Source organism: Pseudoalteromonas sp. SWYJZ98 (genome assembly GCF_015864495.1).
GTDB lineage: Bacteria > Pseudomonadota > Gammaproteobacteria > Enterobacterales > Alteromonadaceae > Pseudoalteromonas > Pseudoalteromonas distincta.
In genome coordinates, this window is sequence record NZ_JADYXA010000002.1 from 228,573 (window position 1) to 252,558 (window position 23,986).

18 protein-coding genes are annotated in these 23,986 nt (G+C 38.8%); 9 read left to right on the forward strand and 9 right to left on the reverse strand.

Going from position 1 to position 23,986, the window contains the following annotated elements; translation table 11 throughout:
- The 3 genes from I6F10_RS02725 to I6F10_RS02735 all read right to left on the reverse strand — a co-directional run bounded on the left by I6F10_RS02725 (position 1) and on the right by I6F10_RS02735 (position 3,997).
- A complete protein-coding gene (locus I6F10_RS02725) occupies positions 1–387 on the reverse strand; it encodes an ACT domain-containing protein (RefSeq protein ID WP_002959696.1) in 387 nt (128 codons plus the stop codon).
- A gap of 227 nt (positions 388–614) precedes the next feature.
- The gene (gene pta, locus I6F10_RS02730; RefSeq protein WP_197098396.1) at positions 615–2,774 is read right to left on the reverse strand and encodes a phosphate acetyltransferase; all 2,160 of its coding nucleotides are present in this window, start codon (positions 2,772–2,774) and stop codon (positions 615–617) included.
- Positions 2,775–2,776: 2 nt separating this feature from the next.
- Positions 2,777–3,997, reverse strand: a complete 1,221-nt coding sequence (locus I6F10_RS02735; RefSeq protein ID WP_197098397.1) for an acetate kinase — start codon at positions 3,995–3,997, stop codon at positions 2,777–2,779.
- Between the two features lie 278 nt (positions 3,998–4,275).
- Here I6F10_RS02735 and yfbV point away from each other — a divergent pair, with 278 nt between their 5' ends.
- Positions 4,276–4,722 (forward strand): terminus macrodomain insulation protein YfbV, encoded by a 447-nt coding sequence (yfbV, locus tag I6F10_RS02740; RefSeq protein ID WP_007582569.1) that lies wholly within the window; start codon positions 4,276–4,278, stop codon positions 4,720–4,722.
- Here the strand turns inward: yfbV and I6F10_RS02745 are convergent.
- From I6F10_RS02745 to xthA, 3 genes are read right to left on the reverse strand one after another with little or no spacing between them, the layout of a single operon-like run.
- On the reverse strand, positions 4,719–5,534 hold the full coding sequence (locus I6F10_RS02745) for a putative RNA methyltransferase (RefSeq protein ID WP_197098398.1): 816 nt from the start codon (positions 5,532–5,534) through the stop codon (positions 4,719–4,721). The genes yfbV and I6F10_RS02745 overlap by 4 nt on opposite strands.
- Complete coding sequence (locus tag I6F10_RS02750) at positions 5,531–6,178, reverse strand: energy-coupling factor ABC transporter permease (RefSeq protein WP_165742938.1); 648 nt, start codon at positions 6,176–6,178, stop codon at positions 5,531–5,533. The genes I6F10_RS02745 and I6F10_RS02750 overlap by 4 nt, the downstream gene beginning before the upstream one ends.
- A gap of 5 nt (positions 6,179–6,183) precedes the next feature.
- Positions 6,184–6,990, reverse strand: coding sequence for an exodeoxyribonuclease III (gene xthA, locus I6F10_RS02755; protein WP_024596546.1), 807 nt, complete (start codon positions 6,988–6,990; stop codon positions 6,184–6,186).
- Positions 6,991–7,230: 240 nt separating this feature from the next.
- Here xthA and I6F10_RS02760 point away from each other — a divergent pair, with 240 nt between their 5' ends.
- The 4 genes from I6F10_RS02760 (at position 7,231) to rluB (ending at position 10,021) form a co-directional block, all read left to right on the forward strand.
- Complete coding sequence (locus tag I6F10_RS02760; RefSeq protein ID WP_024604862.1) at positions 7,231–7,662, forward strand: hypothetical protein; 432 nt, start codon at positions 7,231–7,233, stop codon at positions 7,660–7,662.
- 226 nt (positions 7,663–7,888) lie between these two features.
- Positions 7,889–8,410 (forward strand): EF-hand domain-containing protein, encoded by a 522-nt coding sequence (locus I6F10_RS02765; protein ID WP_165721507.1) that lies wholly within the window; start codon positions 7,889–7,891, stop codon positions 8,408–8,410.
- 151 nt (positions 8,411–8,561) lie between these two features.
- Positions 8,562–9,152, forward strand: a complete 591-nt coding sequence (gene scpB / locus I6F10_RS02770; protein WP_002959713.1) for an SMC-Scp complex subunit ScpB — start codon at positions 8,562–8,564, stop codon at positions 9,150–9,152.
- Positions 9,149–10,021, forward strand: a complete 873-nt coding sequence (rluB, locus tag I6F10_RS02775; RefSeq protein WP_024595359.1) for a 23S rRNA pseudouridine(2605) synthase RluB — start codon at positions 9,149–9,151, stop codon at positions 10,019–10,021. The genes scpB and rluB overlap by 4 nt, the downstream gene beginning before the upstream one ends.
- Positions 10,022–10,104: 83 nt before the next feature.
- Here the strand turns inward: rluB and I6F10_RS02780 are convergent, their stop codons facing one another.
- Complete coding sequence (locus I6F10_RS02780; protein ID WP_165742940.1) at positions 10,105–10,851, reverse strand: YciK family oxidoreductase; 747 nt, start codon at positions 10,849–10,851, stop codon at positions 10,105–10,107.
- A 206-nt stretch (positions 10,852–11,057) separates the two neighbouring features.
- On the opposite strand from I6F10_RS02780, the gene I6F10_RS02785 reads away from it, so the two are divergent.
- Positions 11,058–13,523, forward strand: a complete 2,466-nt coding sequence (locus I6F10_RS02785; protein WP_197098399.1) for a VolA/Pla-1 family phospholipase — start codon at positions 11,058–11,060, stop codon at positions 13,521–13,523.
- Positions 13,524–13,623: 100 nt separating this feature from the next.
- The gene (sohB, locus tag I6F10_RS02790) at positions 13,624–14,640 is read left to right on the forward strand and encodes a protease SohB (protein ID WP_165742942.1); all 1,017 of its coding nucleotides are present in this window, start codon (positions 13,624–13,626) and stop codon (positions 14,638–14,640) included.
- 95 nt (positions 14,641–14,735) lie between these two features.
- Here the strand turns inward: sohB and I6F10_RS02795 are convergent, their stop codons facing one another.
- Positions 14,736–16,070 (reverse strand): dicarboxylate/amino acid:cation symporter, encoded by a 1,335-nt coding sequence (locus tag I6F10_RS02795; protein WP_165742943.1) that lies wholly within the window; start codon positions 16,068–16,070, stop codon positions 14,736–14,738.
- A gap of 193 nt (positions 16,071–16,263) precedes the next feature.
- Between I6F10_RS02795 and I6F10_RS02800 the strand changes: the two genes are divergently transcribed.
- Together I6F10_RS02800 and topA are read left to right on the forward strand one after the other, a co-directional pair.
- Positions 16,264–20,229: a beta strand repeat-containing protein gene (locus tag I6F10_RS02800; protein WP_197098400.1), complete on the forward strand. Its 3,966-nt coding sequence runs from the start codon at positions 16,264–16,266 to the stop codon at positions 20,227–20,229.
- Positions 20,230–20,478: 249 nt separating this feature from the next.
- On the forward strand, positions 20,479–23,187 hold the full coding sequence (topA, locus tag I6F10_RS02805) for a type I DNA topoisomerase (RefSeq protein WP_197098401.1): 2,709 nt from the start codon (positions 20,479–20,481) through the stop codon (positions 23,185–23,187).
- Between the two features lie 356 nt (positions 23,188–23,543).
- On the opposite strand, the gene I6F10_RS02810 is transcribed toward topA, so the two are convergent.
- Entirely contained in the window at positions 23,544–23,786 is a 243-nt protein-coding gene (locus tag I6F10_RS02810; RefSeq protein WP_197098402.1) for a hypothetical protein, read from the reverse strand.
- Between the last annotated feature and the right edge of the window lie 200 nt (positions 23,787–23,986).

Consider the following 23,986-nt stretch of genomic DNA (forward strand, 5'->3'; position numbering starts at 1 on the left):
CTATTGCGCCACCACGTTGTAACCATCTTTTTTTAAGGCGTTAAGTGCTAGTGAGGCCGTTTGCTTTTTTACTAAAATATAATCGGTATCGTAGGTTGAGATTGAAAAAATAGAAATTTTAGCGCGTGCTAATACACCCGATATATTAGCCATTATTCCGGTCAGCGAAAAACCAAGTGGGCCAACCACCTCAAGTGCTTGCCAATCAGATTCGGTATCTAAACTCTCTATTTCAAAGCTACTAGGGCAAACAATAGATAGTTCATCCTGGGTTTTAGATATAAAAAATAAAGGAAGCTTGAGTAGCGCCGCAGGTATATCGGCGTCAACATCTAAACTGTGAATAGATAAAACCGTGCTGTGTAATTGTAATGTTTGTTTTGACATTAAACGCCTGCGATACAGCATTATTGATAGCTTTATAGTATAGATTATTGCCTTCAAGTTAAAGGTGTAAGCGTGACTAAAATGAGCAATTGGAAGTGGGTTTTAATAGAGATTAAAAACTTACCCACAATTTCTGTGGATAAGTATGGGGGTTGCAGGGTATAAATAGCCTAACTAGTTAATTATTAAATAAATAATAGCTAGGCTATAAAAAGCACACGTTGTGTTTAATGTGCTATTAGCGCTTCTGCTTGGGCTGCCTGAATTGCAGTTAAGGCGATTGTATACACAATATCATCGACCAATGCACCACGGCTCAAGTCGTTTACGGGTTTGCGCATACCTTGAAGCATAGGGCCGATACTTATTAAGTCGGCACTGCGTTGAACTGCTTTATATGTTGTATTACCTGTATTTAAATCTGGGAATATAAATACAGTCGCTTTACCAGCTACAGGGCTGTTAGGTGCTTTTTTAAGTGCTACATTTTCCATTATAGCGGCATCGTATTGTAGTGGGCCGTCGATAATTAAATCAGGACGTTTTTGTTTTGCTATTTTTGTGGCTTCACGTACCTTTTCAACATCGGCACCCGTACCTGATGTACCCGTGCTATAGCTTATCATTGCTACACGTGGCTCTATGCCAAATGCAGCTGCAGAGTCGGCAGATTGAATCGCTATATCAGCAAGTTGTTCAGCATTAGGGTCGGGGTTTATAGCACAGTCACCGTAAACTAACACTTGATCAGGTAGCAGCATAAAAAATACGGATGATACTAGTGATGATCCTGGCGCTGTTTTAATTAACTGCAGGGGCGGGCGAATTGTATTGGCAGTGGTATTAACCGCGCCCGATACTAAACCATCTACTTTACCTTGCTCAAGCATCATTGTGCCAAGTACGACGTTATCTTGTAGTTGCTCTTGTGCTACAACGGCAGTTAGGCCTTTGCTTTTACGAATTTCGACCATAGGCGCAATATAATCATTTATAATACTTTTTGGCTCGATGATACTTACATGTTCGTTTAGCTCAATACCTTGCTGCTGTGCAATACGCATTATTTCTTCGCGATCGCCAAGCAATATAGTTTTAGCAATGCCACGTTGACCACAAATAGCAGCCGCTTTAATTGTACGAGGTTCATTCCCTTCTGGTAATACTACGGTTTTATCTGCTTTACGTGCTTTATCGGTTAATAAATAACGAAATGCAGGTGGTGATAACTTACGCGTTTTGCCTACACTTTGAGCTAGAGTATCGAGCCAGCTTGAATTGATATGTTCTGCATTGTGATCTTTTACTTTTTCAATGCGTTGGTCATCATCATTTGGTACTTCCATATTAAAGTTATGCAGTAATAGTGATGTGCGCCATGTGTCGGCATCGGTTGCGAGTATTGGTAAACCGGTTTGCATGGCTTGTTCACACAAAGCCATAATGCGTGGCTCTGGCTCAAAGCCACCGGTGAGTAATATAGCGCCAAGTTTAGTGCCGTTCATAGCAGATAAACACGCAGCAACAAGTATGTCTGAGCGATCGCCTGGTGTTACTAATAAAGCACCTGGCGTAAAATAATTTAAAATATTTGAAACCGTACGAGCACAAAAAGTAATACGGCGCAGACGACGATGAAGCATATCTCCTTCGTTAATAATCGTGGCTTTTAAGTATGCGCTTAAGTCTTTTACGCGCGGGGCTACTAAGTCAAAATCCCACGGGATTGCACCAAGTAACATAAACGGATTTTTTTTAAAAATAGGTAAAGACGCTAAACGATTAAACTCGTTTTCAAGCTCTTCGGGTTTGTAAGCGTCGACTAAATCGGCGCGTGCACGGCCTTCTTCATCAAGTGGCGCATTTACTTTATTAAAAATACAGCCCAGTACACGAGGATGATCGATTCCACCGTAATTACCTGCTGCAATTTCTAGGCGGTCTTCTATTTGAGTAATGGTGTAATTACCAGGGGTAAGTACAAATACAATTTCAGCGCCGAGTGTTTGCGCAATTTCGCGGTTTACACGCCCAGCATAAGGTTGGCGACGAGTAGGCACCATACCTTCAATAATAGCTACTTCATCGTCGTTTATTTTACTTTCAAAGCGTTCAACAATTTCCTCTAGTAGATCATCACCTTTACCGTCGCCAATCATTTGCTCAGCATAATCAAGAGCAAAAGGGGTGGGTGGGTTAATAGGTGAACCTTGAGTGACTATTTGTGTTGATTTTTCAGGACCAGTTTCGCCTGAACGAGGCTGAGCGATGGGTTTGAAAAAGTTAACTTTAACTGTTTTTTGTTCAAGTGCACGCACTAAACCAACCGATACAGACGTTAAACCCACACCGGTAGATACAGGAATCAACATAATACGACGTGCCATAATTAAAGCTCCTTTACTATGCTTGCGGCATCGTTTGCTATTACCCACTCTTCGTTTGTAGGTATAACGATAACTTTAATTTTTGTTTTTTTAGTGCTAATAATCCCTTGTTGTCCAAATCGGGCTTTAAGGTTAGCTTCCTCATCGCAATCAATGTTTAAAAAGGCAAGTTGAGAGATTACTTTTTTACGAATAAGATCTGAATTTTCGCCAATACCGCCAGTAAAAATTACAGCGTCTAGGCGCTGTAATGGCACCATGTAGGCTGCAATTTGTTTGGCAAGCCGATAGCAAAACATATCGATTGCTAGAGTTGCTCTTTGATTCCCAGAAAGCGAAGCCTCTTCAATTGTACGGCAATCGTTAGAAAGCCCACTTATGCCCAGTAAACCGCTTTCTTGATTTAGTAAATCGTCAATTTGCTGAGCGCTATAATTTAGTTGTGTAGTTAAAAAGTTAAATAAACCGGGATCGATATCACCACTGCGCATACCCATAATTAAGCCTGCAAGGGGAGTTAAGCCCATACTTGTATCAACACTTTTACCGCTTTTTATTGCACATACAGAGCAGCCATTACCTAAATGAGCACTAATAAAATTACTTTCTTCAAGGGATTGATTTAATAGCTGAGCGGCTTGATCTGCAACATAGCAGTGGCTTGTACCATGAAAACCATAACGCCTTACGCCAAACTCGTTATATAACTTATAAGGAAGGGCATATAGATAAGCGACTTCATCCATAGTTTGATGAAACGCGGTGTCAAATACCGCGACTTGGGGTAATCCTTTAAAAGATTCTTTTGCAGATGAAATGCCTAATAAATTAGCATGCCCGTGCAGTGGAGCAAGTGTAGCAGCTTGTGTAATTCCCAAAATAACATCTTCGTCGATAAGTATTGATTGTATAAAATGTTCACCACCGTGAACAACACGGTGACCTACTGCTATTAAATGCTCATCTAATTTATGTGATTTAATTAATGCCACTAGGGTATTGATTGCTTCAGCGTGAGCTTCGTTAGCTTTCAAATTAATAGCGGTCTTAGTCCCATTATATTTATATTTATATTTTATTGAAGGGGCTTCGCTTCCTAAGCGCTCAGCCAAACCAGAGATAACCTCGTGACCATTATTTGGATCTATAATGGCGAACTTTAAGCTAGAGCTGCCGCTATTTAGCACTAAAACGTGTTGTGACTTAGGAGAGCTTGTAGGCATAAATTCAATTTCCATAAACAAGTTTAGTAAGTGAATACGTAATAGTTACACTTACGGTATTAAATAAGGCTAAAACAATTAAATGTTCAACTGCAAAGTGGTTAACTCAATGTTAAATATTTTACCTTATTTATGATGTTTAAGTTAGGATTGTTCGCCATTAAAAGGTAAATTTAAGCTGTTTTACTGAGAAAGTGTAACTCTTTCATTTTGTGTTACACTTTGAGTATAGCTCGTTTTTCCATTGTATTTAAAAGCAGTATCTGTGAGGAGTCATGATGCAAAAAAGTGTGATGTCACAATTACAAACTGGCCGTTTGTATGGTAAAAAATGGCCAATGCGCAAAGAGCTTGCGCCTTTGTTTTTAGAGTTTAGAGTAATTAGAGCGACTGAGCTTGCCATTACAGTAATGCCAATCTTAGCCATGCTAACATTGTTTTTTCAGCTAAATTACTTGGGTTCTGATTTTTTACCGCAAGCCATTGCAAGTGCATTATTTTTTATATCGTTACCATTACAAGGTTTATTTTGGTTGGGTAAGCGAGCGCAAACGCCTTTAGAGCCTGCGATGCAAAAATGGTATAACGAGCTGTACACTAAAATGGCAGCTAATGGATATCAAACGCAGTTAAGTGAAAACAAGCCCCGTTATATGGAGCTTGCCAATTTACTTAAAGATATGTTTGATAAAATGGACAGGGCATTTACTAAAGAGCAGTTTTAGAGAGTTACATCATTATCTATTTTGGTAAACTGAGTAATATAAAACGATAAGGTGACAGTGTGTTCACCTTTTTCTTCGAGTGCTGTCCAGTGCTCGGGTCTAAATTTCCATGCAAATGGCGTCATCATTATTAAGTTTTTAATATCAGTAAAGCTAAGCGCTACATGCTCTGTTAAAAGGATCTGCTCTGATTTTTGAAATCCTTTTGGAGTGGCTATTTCAGTATGTTCGTTTACTTCTGAATATATATACGATTTTAGCTCTTTTAAATGACAAGGTCCTGGGCTTGCAACCACTAATGTTGCGTTTTGATTTGCTAGGCGTTCAAGCTCTTGCTCAAACAAAGGTGCAAATACACTTACAAGTACATCAGCAAATTGGCTTTTAAAGGGCGCTTGGCTAATTGATGCAACACTAAAATGGCAATTAGGGTAGCGCTTAGCTGCATATTTAACCGCTGATTTTGAAATGTCGACACCGTATACAACAGCATTTGTTTTATTTGCGATTGCTTGGGTATAAAACCCTTCGCCGCATCCTAAATCTATAACCGTATTCGCACTTATTCGACCGACTAAATCGCTAAGATTTTGTTGTAAAAAGCGGTAGTATCCACGCTCTAAAAATGCGCGTCTAGCTTGTACCATTTCAAGGGAGTCGCCCGGTTGTTTTGAATTTTTTTGTTGGACAGGCAGTAAATTAACATACCCTTCTTTGGCAAAATCAAAGCTGTGGTTATTAGCACAACGAAGTGTTGAATCAGCTTTCAAAAGTGCGAGATTACATAGCGGGCATTGATATTCAAGACTCATGAGTCTAGGTAGTCCTTATCGTAAAAAGTTTTTACCCAATGCGGGCGATAGGTGATCATAATTGTTATAGCCATGCCGTTGAGCATTGCTTCAGGAAACCAAATTATGGCACTTAAATAAACGTAGTTATCTGCAAGTTCTTGCCAATTATATTGCCCTATAGCTAAGTAAAATAAAGCACCTAGGCTTATTTTTATACAGGCTATAAATCCTGCGGTTATAAACGCACAAACAAATATATAAACAAAAAAATGACGAGGTAAATATTGGTAACTAATTATAAAGCCAAGATAGCTCAATAAAATAGGAATAAACGCACCAATAAGCAGTTGTACTGGTAATAGCTCAAGTTCAATTTGACCAAAGGCAGCGAGTAGGGCTGTGGCAAGTAGGCTACTTAAAATAGTCAATCGCCAGCCTAAAATTAATGTAGCAGCCGTAACACCTAGTATGTGTAAATCAAGGCCAGTTAAAATGCCAGCCTTTATTCGCCAAAGCACTGCAAACACTAACGCACACGCAAGTACGCCAGTTTGACGGACTGGCGTATTAAGCAATGTTTTATATGTTTTTTTATCAAAGCTTAATAGAGCAATAATAATCACAAGAGCCCAAAGTAGCCCCTGCATTGTTAGGCTGAGCATAATAATTACTTAAATGTTGACCATATAGGGGCATGATCTGAGGGTTTTTCAATACCGCGAAGTTCGTAATCAATACCTGTATCTATGCAGCGTGCTGCAAGCTCATTGGTTGCAAGCACTACATCTATACGAAGTCCTCGATTATCTACAAACCCTTTAGAGCGATAGTCAAACCACGAGTATTGATCGTCTGTTTCGGGGTTTTGCTCTCTAAAGGTGTCTTTAAAACCCCAATTAAGTAATGTTGCAAGCCATTCACGCTCTACCGGTTGGAAAGAACATTTACCCGTTTTTAACCAACGTTTAGCATTTACTTCGCCAATACCAATATCTAAATCGGTAGGTGATATGTTGATATCACCCATAACGATGACGTCTTGATCGGGTGTGTGATTGGTTTCAAGGTGTGTCATTAAATCTTTATAAAATTGGCGTTTATAAGGGAATTTAGTTTCGTGATTAATATTATCACCTTGTGGGAAATAGCCATTCATGACGGTAAGGTCGCGACCGTTATCTTGTTCAACAGTGACGCTTATCATGCGTTTTTGCGATTCCTCTGTATCGGTAGCAAAGCCTTTTAAGACCGATTTAGGCTCTTTTTTGCATAACATAGCTACGCCATAATGGGCTTTTTGGCCATGAAAGTAGACGTGATATCCCATTTTTTGTACATCTTCTAGTGGGAATGCTTCGTCGTGAACTTTAATCTCTTGCAAGCCAATAACGTCTGGTTGATGTTTGTCGATAATTGCTTGTAATTGGTGAAGACGAGCACGCAGACCATTGATATTGAAAGAAATCACTTTCATAAAATTTACCTTAAAATTGGATCTATTTAATAGATTAAATTGTATCAGTAAATACGCGTACATAACATGACTGAATTGAGATAATAGCTGCGCAAATGTTGATCAAATGATGGGTAAAGTTTAAACATTGTGAATACAATATTAATTATTTAAATAAATAAAAAATTCAATTGAACTTAACTTTATTGAATATATAATGCGCAAAATTCACTTGTTTAGCTCGTTCAAATAGGATCTCTCATGAAAACTCAACTACTTTTAGCCACTGCTTTACTAGCATCTGCAACTGCGTCAGCTCAAAGCAATACTTACTTTAGCCAAGATAACAAAATTGAGTCTAAGTTATGTGTACTAAGTGCAAACGAAGGCTTTAGCGTTGCTCGTAAAGAAGCTGCCCAGCACGGTGTTTACCTATCTCGTTTTTCTAAAAGCATTTTATGTAATGGTGAAGATATTCGTGATATTGCTAAAAAAACGACATTAAGCAACGCATCAGTTGAGAAAGTAGAAGTATTTGCAAAAGACGCTCAACAAGAAACTCAATTATGTATGACGGCTTTAAAACAAGGTTTAGCACCTGTTCGTCAAAAAATTGGTAACCTAAACTCATTAAAATGTAATGGCCAAAAAGTTACTGAGTTTGTTAAACGCTACCAAAACGCAGCAATCTAATTGTTAGCTTAACTATATAAGTAAAATTGAAATGCCTGGTTTTTACCGGGTGTTTTTTTGCAAAAATTACAAGGTTGTTTGCAAAGCTTGCAAGCTTAACTTACTGAAACTGTTTAATAAATATACAGAATGAGATTAAGTTGTTGATTATTATAAGTTAACTATTATTGGCATTGGATTTGTATTAGTTAAAGTGACATTTAATTAATTACGAAGGATACGTCTTATGAAAAAGTTAACATTAGCAGCCACTATTTTAGCATCATTAAGCCTAGCGGCTTGTTCATCTAATCAAGGTCTTGAAAGAATAGACAGTGACTTTGCAAGTTTAGATAATGACAGCGATGGCTACATCTCAAAAGTTGAAGCTGATGACGATAGCATTTGGGGCCATTTTTCAAATATTGATACCAATATGGATAACGAAATTAGCCGCAAAGAATTCAACACTTACATGAAGTTAAACAATGGTAAAGTAGCCACTGATTCTGAAGTAAGTGAGTCGGCATTTAAAGCTGAAATTGCTAAATTCGATAAAATTGAAAGCAGCTTTGCAAGTCTAGATAACGACAGCAATGGCTATATCTCGGTAGTTGAAGGTAACGATGATGATATTTCAAATCATTTTGGTTACATGGATAAAAACCAAGATAAGCGCATCAGTAAAAGCGAGTTTATGGGTTACATTAAAAAATATGGTAACGCAGTAGCTGAAGATGATGCATTAGAAGCTTTTAAAAGTAACTAATAGTTACCATTTTAGTAAGTAAGATTAAAGCCAGTGCTAGTCACTGGCTTTTTTGTGTTTTAAATTTAGTTATTTGATAGATATATTTTCCTAGTTTGGTGTTGTTCTGTCATAATAGATGGCTGTGTGTTTTTATTTGTTAAGAGTGTGTATGGCGGGTCGGCGAATTAGTGATGAACAACTAGTTGAGATCATTGAAGCAGCTATTTTTGTTGCAGATAAGCCTGTGAGTAAACGCCACCTTAAAGACACTGTATTAATAGATTTAGCTATTTCTATGGCGCGAATAAACGACGCAATAGATACAATACAAGAACATTTTCAAACTCGTGGTATTCGCTTAGTTGAAGTTGGTAGTGGGTATCGGTTTCAGGCATGCAGTAGTTTAAGCCCTTGGTTAAATAACTTGTGGCAAGAGCGCGCGCCTAAGTATTCACGTGCTTTACTGGAAACATTATCACTTATTGCATACAGGCAGCCCATTACACGCGGCGAAATTGAGCAAGTAAGAGGTGTTACTACGGGTTCGAATATTATTAAAACCTTACTCGAAAGAGAGTGGGTTAAAGTGGTAGGGCATAAAGAGGTTCCGGGAAAGCCGGCTTTATATGCAACTACTAAGCAATTTTTAGATTATTTTTCGTTAACTGGGCTTGAAAATTTACCTGCGTTGCCAACTGAGCAGCAAAGTAAAATTAACCAGTTATTGAGCGATCCTTCTGTGAGAGAACCATCCGAATGAGTATTATACAAGGTGAAAAGTTACAAAAAGTCTTAGCCCGTGCAGGCGTAGGCTCACGCCGTGAAATGGAAAAATACATTGACGCAAACCGCGTTAGCGTAAACGGTAAAGTGGCAAAGTTAGGTGACCGTGTTGAAGAAACCGATTTGATTCGTGTTGACGGACACACTGTAAAGATTGAAGAAAAAGCAGATAGAATCTGTCGTGTAATTATGTATAACAAACCAGAAGGTGAGTTAAGCACACGTAAAGATCCAGAAGGGCGTCGTACAGTATTTGATCGACTTCCTCGCATTGATGGTGAACGTTGGATTGCAGTGGGTCGTTTAGACGTTAATACATCGGGTTTGATGCTCTTTACTAATGATGGTGAATTAGCTAACCGTTTAATGCATCCAAGCTATGAAGTAGAGCGTGAATACTCTGCGCGTGTATTTGGTGAAGTAACCAATGAAACGGTTAAAAACTTACTACGTGGTGTTGAGCTTGAAGATGGTCCAGCCAAATTCACGACTGTAACCCCTATGGGTGGCGAAGGCGTTAACCGCTGGTTTAACGTAACGTTAAATGAAGGGCGTAACCGTGAAGTACGTCGTTTATGGCAGTCTCAAGATGCGGAAGTATCTCGTCTTATTCGTATTCGTTACGGTAAACTAGAGCTTGATAAGCGCGTGCCACAAGGTGGTTGGATGGAGTATGATTTAGAAACAGTAAACTACTTACGCAAAACCGTTAAATTAGGGCGCGAGACACAAACTAAGCTTTCTGTTATGCCTGAAAAACGCAAAGATAAACGCGCTAAAATCAACCAGATCCGCAAAGCAGTTAAAAAACACAATCAACGTGTTAAGCCTACTAAACGTAAATAATAAATTAGTTATTTATTGAACACAAAAAAGCCGCTAATTGCGGCTTTTTTAATGTGTGTTGTATAAATTTTTTAAACACTAAATTACTTTTTTACTTGTGCATCTAACGATTCGCCATTCACTTTACTAGAATCATCGCTCATCAAGTATAAGTAGGTTGGCATTAAATCTTCTGGTGTAGCAAGCGCGTCTCTATCTTCTCCTGGGTATGCAGCAGCACGCATAGAAGTGCGAGTAGCGCCTGGATTAATACAGTTTATACGAATATTCGTTTTGCCTACTTCACATGCCCATGTTTGCATCATGCCTTCTACAGCAAATTTTGAGATGGCGTATGGCCCCCAAAATTCACGGCCTTTTCGACCAACGCTTGATGATGTAAATACCACTGATGCATTGTCAGATTTACGAAGAACAGGAAAAAGCGCTTTAGTGATCATCGCTTGCGCGGTCACGTTTACTTTCATTATGTTTTCGAACGTAGATGAGCAAAAATGTTCAAGTGGACCAAGTGACCCTAAAATACCTGCATTATTAAGCAAGCCATCAAGGCGGCCAAATTGATATTCAATTGTTGCAGCAAGGTCACGATAGTTTTGTTTAGTTGCGCCTTTTAAATCCATGGGCACAATTGCAGGTTTAGGGTAACCCGCATTAACAATTTCATCGTAAACACATTCAAGTTTATTAGTTGTTTTTCCTAATAAGATAACTGTAGCGCCGTATTTTGCATACGTAATTGCTGCTACTCGGCCAATACCATCACCGGCGCCTGTTATTAAAATAATTTTATCTTTAAGTGCGTTTTCAGCCGCTTGATATGTGTGCATAAAAGTACCCATTCATCTATTTTTTTTGATTTTAACATAGCGAAACGTGAAGTAATCGAATTTATTGTAAAATTAGGTGGCGAAAATAGAAACTTTACGTTAAGTTTAACTGGTCTAATGTCTCATTAATAACCTGATTACATTGTTTTAACTTAATACACTGATTAAACACACTATAAAAATAAAATATGTGCGGAGCCAACAATATGAAAAAAATGCTACTTTCACTCTCGGTTACAGCTGCTTTAGCAGGCTGTGGCGGTGGAGAAACGTTAACAGATGTCAAAAATGACACAGCACCCGTTATTCCAACAGCAACAGTTACATTTGACCCTGCTGCAGGTATCTTATCGGTACCTAATGATTTATTAATGAGTGGGACTCAAGACGGTACACTTAATATCCCTGGCGAATTAGATGACGATAATGCATCTATTTCTCGTGCAGCTTATGCAGACCCTCAGCTTGCTCTAGGTGCACTTGATGGTTGGTCTTCGCAGGTTCCTTATAAAATTGATTTAACATTCCCACCAAATGTAAGTTTAGATGAAGCGTCTGCGGGAAGCCCTGGAACGGTAAGGATTTTTGAAGTTGTAATGGGTGCAAGCTTAACTGACGCAGAATGTTCTGTTGTAGCGGCAGGCACTGCTTGTAAATTAGTGGGTGAACTTACTTTTGGCGTTGACTTTGTAACTCAAGCTTCAGGTGATGCCGTTGCCATTATTCCTTTAAAACCATTTACAGCCGGTAGCTCATACATCAATGTATTAACTACAGGGCTTAAAGATTCATTAGGGCGTTCTATTGAACCTTCTTCTACTTATGCCTCTGTGAGTGAAGAAGCGCCGTTAATTACAGAAGCCCAACTTGGTTTGCAAGGTGCTGTAAATAGCTACGAAAATGTAGTGGTAAGTTCAGGCGACATTTCAAAAGGCGATATTATTTTTTCTAGTGCAATGACTATTCAATCAGCAGGGCCAGTGCTTGGTACTATTAAACAATTGTTAGCTGGTAGTTTGATAAACCCTGCAACTATACCAAAAATAACTGTTACAAAGTCTGATGAGGTTGAAACGGTTAAAGATTTTTTAAAATTTCCTGATATAGCTACTTTTGCTCCATTTGATGCTGTTGAATATATTAAAGGCGAGATTACTTTACCAATGTATCTAGGCACACCAACAGGTAAAGATATAAGCGCTTTGAATGACACATACTGGAAAGCAATGTGTTCAAGCCCTGTTGCAGTATTAAATCAGTTAGCTGCGGATCAAAAGTTACGAGATGAGGGTAAAGAAGAAGATATTGATGCAACTATGTTTGATGAAGGTCCTTATGAAGACGTTTGCCAGCAAATAAATGCTCGTCTACATGACTATCCAAAAATAGATATTACTCGGCATTTAACTAAATATAACCCAGTTCCACTAGCTCAAAGCAGTGAGACTATACCTGTACAAATCACAAAGCCAATTTTAGCAGATATAAATGTTTATCGTTCAGCTTATGGTTTACCTGAGCTTGAAAGTATCCCAGAAGGTGGCTGGCCAGTTGTTATTATGCAACACGGTATTACAACACAAAAAGAAAGTATGCTTGCTTTAACGGCGCAGCTTTCTATTCAAGGCTTTGCAACGGTTGCTATTGATCATCCTCGCCACGGTGAGCGTGGTATAGATGTTGGTGATGATGGGACAGACGATTTTAATGCTACAACGGGCTCTGTCCTTAGCTACATGAACTTAAGTTCGTTACTAGTTGCACGTGATAGTCTACGTCAATCGGCTGCTGATTTATTAGGTTTGCGTTTAGGCTTAAACTTTATTAATGATGCAACTATTAACAGTAAAGATGTAACTTACGTTGGACACTCTTTGGGTTCAATTGTTGCTCCAGCATTTATTGCTCAAGCTAATACGCCAATGGCAGAAACGCTTGATCCGCTATTTAATGTAAATACGGTAGCGCTTGCAAGTGGCGGTGGCGGTATAGCAAGCTTCTTACTTGAATCCGCTGCGTTTGGTCCATTTATTCAAGGTTCAGTACTTTCACAAGCGGGTACAACAGAAGCTGATGAACTTAACGTTTACTTACAGGGCGCTGCGCTTTCTAACTGTGGTTCATTTGCATCGGAGGATATGGAAGCTTATTTAACATGTGGTTACAGAGAATATATTACATCACTTACTACTGCGGGTGAAACGACTAAACTTACTAACATTCAAGGTGTATTTACACAGTTTGCTTTTGCGGCTCAAACAGCATTAGATAGTGGCGACCCTACGAACTACGCAGCCACTGTGAAAGCATTAGGTACTCCTGTTTATACTAATGTTGTTGTGGGTGATGGTGTTGATAACAAGCCTGACCAAGTGATACCACCAATGGCAGCTAATAATCCTATTTCTGGCACAATTCCATTAGCTAACTTGATGGGTCTTGAAACAGTAAGTACTTCGCAAGCATTGAGTGAAATACCAGCAAGCTACTTAGTTAAATTTACTAAAGGGCATCATGGTTCTATATTAACGCCAGCTCAAGATGATGCACAAGCTGCAACTGTTGAAGGTAGTGCGGCCGCTAATACAGAAATGCAGTTGCAAGTAGCTACTTACTTAGCTGCTCGTGGTCGAATGTTATTAGTTTCCAACCCTGAGGTTGTGACTGATTAATAGCCAATAAAATAATTAACCTTTAAAAGCCACTGAAAAGTGGCTTTTTTTTGCTTTAAAGCATGCTAAATTAGCTGAAATTTATAAATGGAGAAACCAGTTGGAATTTTTATACGAATACGGTTTGTTTTTTGCTAAAACAATTACTTTTGTTATTGCTATAGCAGTTATTCTAATGCTAATAGTTGGCGCTGCAGTTAAGCCTAAAGCCAAAAAAGGCGAAATACAAATTGACGACATATCAGAGCAATTAGTTGAGCTTAAAGAAAGCTTTTTACAAAATACGCTGGGTAAAAAAGAGCTTAAAGCGCACCAAAAACAGCTTAAATCGCAAAGTAAAAAAGCAGATAAAGATGAGCCTAAACCTCGTTTATATGTAATTGACTTTGTAGGCAGTATGGACGCTCACGAAGTAGAAAGCTTACGAGAAGAAATAACGGCCATTATCTCTATTGCCAATCCAAGTAAAGACAAAGTACTTATTCGTTTAGAAAGTGGTGGTGGTGTTGTGCATGGCTACGGACTTGCTGCATCTCAGTTACAGCGTATTAAAAGTGCAGGTATTCCTCTGAGTGTTGCAATTGATAAAGTAGCAGCGAGCGGTGGTTACATGATGGCGTGTGTAGCCGATGAGATACTTGCAGCCCCTTTTGCCATAGTTGGATCTATTGGTGTGATAGCTCAAATACCAAACTTTAATAAAATATTAAAGAAAAATGATGTGGAATTTGAGCAAATAACTGCAGGTGAGTTTAAACGTACGCTTACTTTATTTGGTGAAAACACAGATAAGGCCCGTGAAAAATTTCGTGAAGAAATTGAACAAACACATGATTTATTTAAAACGTTTGTAAGCACTCAACGTCCAAGCTTAGATATAAACTTAGTTGCGACAGGCGAGCATTGGTTTGCAACTCAAGCGATTGATAAAGGTTTGGTAGATGTCATAAAGACAAGTGATGATGCATTGCTGGAGCAGCAACATGAGCGCCAAATTTATAAGATTAAATACAAAATTAAAAAGGGATTAAGCGATAAGCTAGCTCTTGGCCTGAGTAGTGGTGTAAATAAAGTGGGAATAAACTTACTCTCTAAATTTAAATCCCTAAATCCTTAGATTAGAATTTTTTTTACGATTCAGTTTAATTCTTTCTACTCAAAAAAAACCTTGATGTATTGCATCAAGGTTTTTTATAGCTGTATAAATGTAGCTTAAGAGTCAATAGACTTATGATAATCTTCTAAGTCTTTAGCTGCATTAGGGTCGTTAAAGATGCTCTCATCAAGTTCCCCTTCAGATTTAGCAACAACACAGGTAACCATACAATCGCCGGTTACATTAACTGCTGTACGTGTCATATCAAGTAATCTATCTACACCGATAATAATTGCAATCCCTTCTACAGGTAAGCCAACTTGGTTAAGTACCATGGCCAGCATTATTAAACCAACACCAGGTACGCCTGCTGTACCTACAGAGGCAAGTGTTGCTGTTAATATAACCATTAAATAATCAGATATTGTCAAATCGACACTAAACACTTGTGCAATGAACACGGTAGCCACACCTTGCATGATGGCAGTGCCATCCATGTTAATGGTAGCACCCAGTGGGATAGTAAATGAGGCAACCGAGTTATTAGCACCTAGTTTTTTAGTAGCAGTTTCAAGTGTAATAGGCATAGTTGCGCTTGAGCTCGAGGTACTAAATGCAAATAAGCATGTGTGCTTCATTTTTGCTAAGAAAATAAGCGGGTTTAAGCCCGTTAATACTTTTAAAAGCAATGTGTAGTTTACAAAAGCATGTAATAACAGTGCAAGCACTACAACGCCAAAGTATTTGGCTAGGCTAACAATTAAGTTAAGCTCAATTGTTGTAAACAGTTTTGCCATTAAAAAGAACACGCCATAAGGGGCAATATTCATTAACAGCGTAACTAGTTTTAAAATCACAGTGTTTAAATCTTCAAATACGGTAGCAACACGCTTTCCTGCTTTACCACTTAATGCCATTGCTACACCAAATAAAAGTGCAAACACAATAACTTGAAGCATATTACCTTTGGCCATCGCTTCAAAAGGGTTTGTAGGAAACATATCTATAATTACACGCGCTAGGGTAGGCGCTTCTTTCGCGTCGTAAGCTGCATTAGATGGCAAGCTTATACCTTCACCAGGGCTAAATAATAAGGCAAGTGTAATAGCCACCGTTATAGCAATAGCCGTAGTTAATAAGTATAAAACAATAGATTTACCACCTAGGCGGCCTAGTTTTTTAGGGTCACTTAAGCTACAGGTACCACAAACGAGCGATACAAAAACAAGAGGCACAACTAACATTTTTAAGCTGGCAATAAATATTTGGCCACCAACATGGAAAATACCATCAACAAAAAAGGCTTTAATTGGCAAAGAGAATAACCCAAGTGGTATTAGATAATCGTCTTCACCAGCTAATATAGCCTGAAATATAAAACCTACTGCAACCCCAAGCGCCATACCAATCATGATGCGAGTGGTTAAACTCATTGAACGGATTTTTGACATATTTCCTGATCTACATTTTATAAATTTGCCATAGACTACCAGCAAGGAAATATTTACTACAGAAAAAGTTAGTATTTATTTAAAAATATTTTGCACAAAAAAGTAATAAAAAACTGTGATTTTAGACTAAGTTATAGGTTAATATTAAGTGTAAATTAATTTTGATTATAATAACAACGCTAGGGAGAGGTTCATGCCTTTAATGCGACTGCTCGGCATTTCATTGCTAAGTTTTTTACTCACAGCCTGTGGTGGCGGTGGGTCACTTGAAAAAGACGGTTCTATAAGTGATGGTGATTCCACTACAGAGGCTGCTACATATTCGGTTTCATTAAAGGGATACTCTCAAACAGACGAAACAGAGTCAAATGCTGTTACGGCAGATTCTCCCTTAAACTTAAGAGCAATACTCACTGATAACGACGGTGATGTTGTTGATAGTCAGCGAATTACGTTTACTTTAACCGATACCGTAGGGGCTTTAAGCCAGACATCTGCACTAACAAATACAGATGGGGAAGCCGAAGTTGAACTAATGGCTGGTACTGTCGAAGGTGCTGGAGAAGTAACTGCCACATATACAGTTGATGGCACGACCTATACAGATAGTTTTTCGTTTAGCTCAACAGGTGATGCTGGACTAAATCCAAATAATGAATACGTGATCCAATTACAAGGCTTCTCTCAAGGGGATGGATCTGAAACCAATTCAGTTTCAGGGGATACTCCAATCGATTTAATCGCCACTCTTACTAATAACGGTAATCAAGTATCTGGTGAGGTAATAACATTTTCTCTATCGGGTAATGTGGGTTCTTTAAATGCAAGTTCAGCACTTACACAAACTAATGGACAAGCGAAAGTAGAATTAACATCAGGAACAATTGAAGGCGCTGGTCAAGTTGTAGCAAGTTTCAACATTGATAGTGTTACTTACACCTCAAGTTTCTCGTTTCAATCCGACGGTAAAGAAGGTAACCAACCTGCTTATAGTTTAACTTTGCAAGGGTATTCAAATGGAACGGATCTTCAATCAAATACAGTTACTTCATTAGCGCCACTTGAACTAAGAGCAACGTTACTTAATGACGGTACTCCAGTTAGCTCACAAAGTGTTAATTTTTCGTTAGCTAGTAATATCGGTGTTTTAAACCCTAGTTCTGGAAGTGTTTTAACCAATAGCAATGGTATAGCTGCTATTGAGCTCCTAGCTGGAAATATTGAAGGTGCTTCAGAATTATCTGTAACTTACATAAATAATGGTGTTACGTACTCATCGGAAGCCTTTGACTTTGAATCTATCATTGTTGAAAAAGCGGAAATTACAGTTAGCTTATTAGCAAGTGATGATTCGACAACTCGCAATGTGGATTTTTTAAACCCTGCTGTTGCCCAGGCGCAACTCTTATTAAACGGTGAACCAGGTGCGTTTAAGTTAGTCGCATTTAATTTATCAGGCTTAGGGACTATTAATCCTTCTAATGGTACTGCACTGACCAATGAGAAGGGGATTGCGAAGGTTGATTTATTAGCAGGGACAGAAGCTGGGGCTGGCTCAATAACGGCCGAATATATTGATAGCGATAACACGAGTTACACAGCTGAAGCTTTTACATATACAACTGCCGGGGACTCTCCAGCCCAAGGTGATGCAGATAATTTCACAATTGATCTGAGCTTAAGGTCGTCAACAACACGAAACCAAATAAGCGAAATTAGTGCCAACGATAATGGCCTAGTAGAAGCTCTAGTCCTAGATTCAAATGGTGCCCCAGTAATTGGAAAAGTGGTTTCTTTTAGCTCTACTTTAGGTAACCTATTACCTAGTTCAGGTACTGCGCTAACAAATATTAACGGTATTGCTACTCTAAATCTAACACCAGGTACAATTGAAGGAGCCGGTAATGTTACAGCACAGTACGAAGCTATTACAGAAACGGTAGGGTTTTATACTCGTGGTGATGCTATCGACCCTAATCAAAGCACTGCGGATATCAATTTTAAAATTTTGCAAAACTGTCCGGTTGGTTTTAAAACAACTAGAGATGCAAGTTTATGTGAAGAGATAACAAGTATCTCAGGTGATTCTTCAGCTATTTTATTTATTGAAGTGACTAATGAAAATTCAACAACACCACTTACTCAAACTTTAGTAACCGCTACTACCACTATTGGTGCAATTTCACCTACTACAGGTACTGCAATTACAGATTCTAATGGTATTGCACTACTCGATATTGTTCCTGGACTGGATGTAGGGGCAGGTGAAATCACCGTGTCTGTACTTGATAGTAACTTGACTAAGGCGTTTCAGATTGCTGCGGTAGATATTGAAATTTCTATTTCGAGTTCTATTGCTGATGATGAGCTATTAGCGGCAGGGGCTACGGCTCTAGTTTCTATTGAAATTACTAAAGATGGTGAGTTATATACAACGCCATTAACGGTTGAATTTACATCGGGCTGTGTAAGTTCGGAGCAGGCATCAATTGATGAAACTGTGACAAGTATTGGTGGATTTGCACGTTCAACTTATCGCCCTTTAACTTGTGTGGGTGGTGATATTATTACTGCAACGGTTATTACTGGTGGAGATACGGTTTCTGCAAATACTACAATTAATGTATCACCTGCAAATATTGGTTTTTTACAGTTTATAGATGTTACAGAGCCTGTAATTGCATTAAAAGGTACAGGTGGTGCTGACCGTACTGAAATTTCAGAAGTGACTTTCAAACTTGTGGATTCAAACGGGAACGATTTAGCGTCAAGAACGGTTAACTTTGAACTTTCAACTGCTGTAGGTGGCATTACATTAGGCACAGCAAGCGCTATTACTAATGCCAGTGGCGAAGTGAAAACATCAGTACTATCTGGTTCGATTGCAACACCTGTACGTGTTATTGCATCAAGTGAGGAAGAGGTTGGAGGCAATACAGTCATTGTTACGGCTCCCTCAGATATTCTTGTTGTTAGTACGGGTATTGCCGATCAAAATAGTTTTTCGCTATCGCGTTCTATTTTCAATCCCCATGCATTAAATGTTGATGGTAATACAGTAGCGGTTAACGCACGTTTAGCCGATCACTTTAATAATCCTGTTCCAGATGGTACGGCCGTTACTTTTATTACAGAAGGTGGAGTTATTGAGCCAAGTTGTACTACAACGAATGGAGCATGTAGCGTTACTTGGACAAGTAGCAACCCGCGTCCTTTTACTGATTCAATGTACGAAAATACAATTGCTCAAAAATGTGATGGTGGATTACCGTGCCCATTAGGTATTTTAAATAATGATCTTACAATAGATTTACCACTTGGTGGACGAGCAACCGTTCATGCATATGCTATTGGTGAAGAGACTTTTTCAGACTTAAATGGTAATGGTTACTTTGATAGCGAAGACTTCTTTGATGATTTATTTGATATCCCAGAAGCTTTTATTGATAACAATGAAGATGGTACTTTTGGCGGCAAAGATTGTAGTGATGGAACAGACCCATGTTCTCGTGACAATTCAACAGGTGATGAGTTTGAAGAGTTCGTAGATTTTGATGGTAATGGCTCTTGGACTACCCAAAACGGTTTATACAATGGTTTACTATGTCGTGAAGAAGACGAAACCGCAGGGCTATGTAGCCGTCAATTGGTTAATGTATTTCAAAACCAAGAGATTGTTATGTCGGGTGATGCGGCATTCTTTAGATTAGTAACCTATGCTGATGATTGCTCGGCTATTGCAGGCGTAACAGCATCTGAGGTGCATATAAACAGTGATCCAGCGAGCCCATTAGTACGTCGCTCACAAGCTGATCCAACAAGCCAACAGATGTGTCAAGTCAGTGAAATAGATTTAACCCAGAGTCCAACAGGGACTAGTAGTGTCAGTCTGATTATGTATATTGCAGATATGTATAATAATCCTATGCCTGCAGGTACTGAGGTAACTATTAGTACTGATAACGGTGAAATTACTGGCGAAACTAGTTATGTATTTCCTAATACTACGAGCTTTGTTCCAGTAGGTGTTTCTTTTGGTATTAAACGGGAACCTTTGACAGGTGGTAACGATAGTCCATCGGGTAGCTTAAACATTTCAGTTGAAGCTCCTTCAGGTTTAGTTTCGCCATTTTCAGTTTCAGTAATCGACGATTTATAATCGTTTAAAATAAAAAATGCCAACCTTTAGGTTGGCATTTTTGTTTCTGTTCTATATATTCCACATCAATTAATCTAAAAACACCTGTTTGTTTAATTTAACGACAAAAATTGTTCGTTTATTCAGTAAATACTGAAAAGTTTGTATTAAAAGCTTGTAACAACTAGTGTTTGTAGATATACCTATAAATATTCGCGCCGCTTATGTCGGCAAAACACATTTTTAATATTTGGTTAGAAATAGGCAACTATGGGCAAATCGCTAGTAATTGTAGAGTCACCTGCTAAGGCTAAAACAATTAATAAATATTTAGGTAATGACTTCATCGTAAAGTCCAGTATTGGGCATGTACGTGATTTACCTACTTCAGGTTCGAGCAAAGCTAAAGTGCCGGCAACTAAAACGCCAGCAGAAGTTCGCAAAATGGAACCTGAAGAGAAAGCAGCGTATAAAAAGCAACGAGATTATACTAACCTGGTCGCGCGTATGGGTATTGATCCTGAGCAAGGTTGGGAGCCGCATTATGAAATCCTGCCAGGTAAAGAGAAGGTTGTTCAAGAATTACAAAAGCTGGCTGAAAATGCAGATCAAATATACCTCGCAACGGATTTGGATAGAGAAGGGGAAGCAATTGCTTGGCACCTTCAAGAAATCATTGGCGGCGAACCTGAAAAGTATAAGCGCGTAGTTTTTAACGAGATTACCAAAAACGCAATACAGCAAGCTTTCGAAACACCTGGCGAGCTTAATACTGACATGGTTTACGCTCAGCAAACACGACGCTTTTTAGACCGTGTTGTAGGCTTTATGGTTTCTCCTTTGTTGTGGGCAAAAGTTGCACGTGGTCTATCTGCAGGACGAGTTCAGTCTGTTGCGGTACGCTTATTAGTTGAGCGTGAACGTGAAATTAAGGCATTTATCCCTGAAGAGTTTTGGGATATTCACGCTGATGTTAAGAATACTGAGTCTGAGTTACGCTTAGAAGTAACCAAACAAGCAGGAAAGGCATTTAAGCCTGTAAATGAAGCTCAGGCTAGCGCAGCTGTTAAAAGCCTTGAGAGTGCAGAATACAAAGTAATTAGCGTTGAAGAAAAACCAAGTAAAAGTCGCCCAAGTGCGCCATTAATTACTTCAACCATGCAACAAGCGGCAAGTACACGCCTAGGTTATGGCGTTAAAAAGACTATGATGCTCGCTCAGCGTTTGTATGAAGGCGGTTATATTACTTATATGCGTACCGATTCAACCAATCTTTCAAAAGATGCGGTTGAAATGTGTCGTGAGTATGTAACGAACGAGTTTGGTGCTAAATATTTACCAAAAGATCCAATTAACTATAGCTCTAAAGGCAATGCACAAGAAGCGCATGAGGCAATTCGTCCTTCAAGCGTTACTGTGTTGTCTGGTCATATCGAAGGCGTAGATGCCGATGCTAAAAAGCTGTATGAGCTAATTTGGCGTCAGTTTGTAGCGTGTCAAATGGTACCTGCTGAATACGACTTAACAACACTGACTGTTGCAGCTAACGATTTCCAGCTCAAAGCAAAAGGCCGCGTGCTTCGCTTTGATGGTTGGACAAAAGTACAACCTGCGGTGCGTAAAAAGAACGAAGAAGATCAATCACTGCCAGCTGTTAAAGAAGGTGAAATACTTACTTTAATAGAACTTGATCCTAAGCAGCATTTTACTAAGCCGCCAGCTCGCTTTAGTGAAGCTAGTTTAGTAAAAGAGCTTGAAAAGCGTGGTATTGGTCGTCCATCTACTTATGCGTCGATTATATCAACAATTCAAGATCGTGGTTATGTACGTGTAGAAAATCGCCGTTTCTTTGCTGAAAAAATGGGTGAAATTGTTACTGACCGCTTAGTTGAAAACTTCACTGATTTAATGAACTTTGATTTTACAGCTAAAATGGAAGGTCGTTTAGATGACATTGCTGAAGGCAAGCGTGTATGGACTCAAGTTTTAGATAAGTTTTATGCTGATTTTTCAACGCAACTAACTGTCGCTAAAGACGAGCCAGAGAATGGCGGCATGCGTCTTAATGAGATGGTTGAAACCGATATAGAATGTCCTACATGTAGCCGCAAAATGGGCATACGTACGGCTTCAACCGGTGTTTTCTTAGGGTGTACTGGTTACAGCCTTCCACCAAAAGAGCGTTGTACTACAACAATGAACTTAGTGTCGGGCGATGAAGCGGTTGCTGCTGATGTCGAAGACGTAGAAACCGAAAAATTAATGCAGATGAAGCGTTGTCCTATTTGTGAAACTGCAATGGACTCATACCTAATTGACGAAACCCGTAAACTACATGTGTGTGGTAATAACCCAGCATGTAAAGGGCATATAGTTGAAGAAGGTACCTTTAAAATTAAAGGCTACGACGGACCAATTATCGAATGTGATAAGTGCGGTTCTGACATGGAGCTTAAATCGGGTCGCTTTGGTAAGTACTTTGGTTGTAATAACGACGAGTGTAAGAACACACGTAAGTTACTTAAAAATGGCGAGGCTGCTCCACCAAAAGAAGATCCTGTTCACATTACTGAATTAGAGTGTGAAAAGTCAGATGCTTATTTTGTTTTACGTGATGGCGCTGCGGGTATATTTTTAGCCGCAAATACTTTTCCTAAGTCACGTGAAACACGTGCACCTAAGGTTGAAGAACTAAAACGCTTTAGAGACCGCATTTCGCCTAAGTTTTATTATTTAGCAGATGCACCAGCTAAAGATCCTGATGGTAATCTTGCTGTTGTACGCTATAGCCGTAAAAATAAATCTCAGTATGTTATGACTGAAGTTGACGGTAAAGCTACCGGCTGGACTGCTCATTATGAGGCAGGTAAATGGACAGAAGAAGCGAAGAAAAAAGCAGCGCCTAAAAAGAAAGCAGCTGCAAAAAAGGCACCAGCTAAAGCTAAGCCTAAAGCGAAAGCTAAAAAAGAAGATGAATAAGCTCGTTATTGCTTATTCATAGCTTTTGTAGATTTAAAAAGTCATAAAAAAACCGGAATGCACAGCTTGTGTCTATTCCGGTTTTTTTGTGCCTAGTTGAATGCTTTCGCAACGGCTTTATTAGCAGTACATTCACCTGAGCGTGTTACCAATTTGATTAAATACATGGTCATTATAGCGTATTAAATAACTCAGCTACTGCGTTAAAAACTATTCATATATGACTGCAAAGGTGCAGAAAGTAGGCATTGCAGGGAGCAGCTGCCGAGAACAAATATATGTTATGCTTTTCGCTTAGTTATTGAGCTATACTCTTAGCGCTATAATTGATCATTACTTTAATGCAATTGGTATAATTAAATCTTAACAGAAGATACTTTTTTATACCCTTCAGATTCAAGCTCATCATTTACGCATCTTAATACGTAGGCATTTAGCTCTTCATTGCTTACGTCATCATCTTTAGCCCAATTAACACACATTTCTGTGTATTCTTTTATTATTTCGGCTGAAGCTGTTGGCGCATCGTCTGCAACCGCATAAGTCGCAGATACTGCAAATAGTGGTGCTACGATTAATGCTAGCAATGCTTTTTTCATTCGTTTATTCCTAAAAAAATGGTGTGATGACTAATTTATCCAGTTTAAGGTTAGGTATAAATCAGTAGTGCCCAATTCAGAACAACTCTGTTGGTATACTGATTTTTAATCGAAATTGAAATAAAAGATAACGAAATTTTTTTATCGTGAGGATGAGTAATTTACTTGTCAGTTTTTTAACTTTAGTAAGTACAGCATTA